Here is a 1,122-nt window from a genome sequence, read left to right as displayed (position 1 = left end):
CGAGGCCGCGGCCGGAGTGGGGACCGTCTGTGGCTGTGTGGGCGGCGAGGTGGCCGGGGTGACCGGTGGCGCCCCCGAAACCTGCGATGGCGCGCCGTCCGGCGACGAGCGAAGGCGCGGTATCGTCGGAAGCGGCGACGGACTCGTCGTGTGGGTCGACCCGCCGACGAACGACTGATTGAATCTCGATTGGTCGGTCAGCATTCGTGAAACTTCTTTACGGCGTTTGCGGAGACGTAGTGGGACTGGCGTATCTCGCGTTCCTGTCTTTCCGTCCGGGATGGTGACCCGCCACTTCTCGTCATCATCGAGACGCTCGAAGTGCCGCGGTTCGACGTTCCGCACTTCGTCGCTGCGGAGACCGTGGAGCGCGAGGTCAAGGGCGATGCGTCGACGCGGGTACTCGTCCTTGACGAGCGAGAGACGTTTGTCCTGCTCGTCGCGGGAGAGCCACAGTCACTTTCCTGACTTCGATGGATAGGGACGTGCCTGCATGGTTCCGGTATTGGTAGGTAGCTCTGTTTCCCGGAACCGTAGCTAGTTGGGTCGGGTCGATCTCGGGTGAAAACAGGTCGGTCTGGTGGCCTTGAGGTGTGGAGGGTTACGAAAATAGGCTATTCTTGAAAGTTGGTCAAGATCGAACGGGGAACTACGAGGGTGTGTCTTGGACTTCACTCATAATGGTATTATATTAGCACTTATGGGAGGAAGTAACGTAAGGGTCGTATGGCTAGTCAAGCGTATCAACTGGGGCTTCTGTTAGTAGTTTTTGGTGGGTTTCTTACAACCAATAGTTCCGGGGAGTTTGCCGGTCTTGGCGTTTTTGCAATGTACTTCGGTCTGTCCATCGGTGTCCTCAGCATTATACAAGAAGGGATACCTAACCGGAAGAAGACGACAAATTCATCGGAATCTACAGAGACGCAGTCTCGTAGGTGAATTATCCGTTTCTGAGCAGTTCTCGGAAGAGCAGAACCGTCCCTATTGTCTTGGCTCTGTCCGACTCATGGGCCGTGATACTCATTGGAAATGCCTAGATTGTGGACGGTGTCTTGGTACAACGAATCGAAGGGAGTACCCCCACTGTGAAGGAACTGTTTACAACCCAAACAAGTATCATCC

Annotated in this window: 1 protein-coding gene; it reads left to right on the top strand. The window is 55.5% G+C overall.

What is annotated here, in order from left to right:
* Nucleotides 1-321: 321 nt before the first annotated feature.
* The gene (locus tag QT222_RS00770; RefSeq protein WP_491475987.1) at nucleotides 322-468 is read left to right on the top strand and encodes a hypothetical protein; all 147 of its coding nucleotides are present in this window, start codon (nucleotides 322-324) and stop codon (nucleotides 466-468) included.
* Nucleotides 469-1,122 lie beyond the last annotated feature (654 nt).

It is taken from the genome of Haloferax sp. s1 (assembly GCF_058382125.1).
Note: the sequence above shows the minus strand (reverse complement) of the source record. Positions and strands in the feature narration are given on the sequence as shown.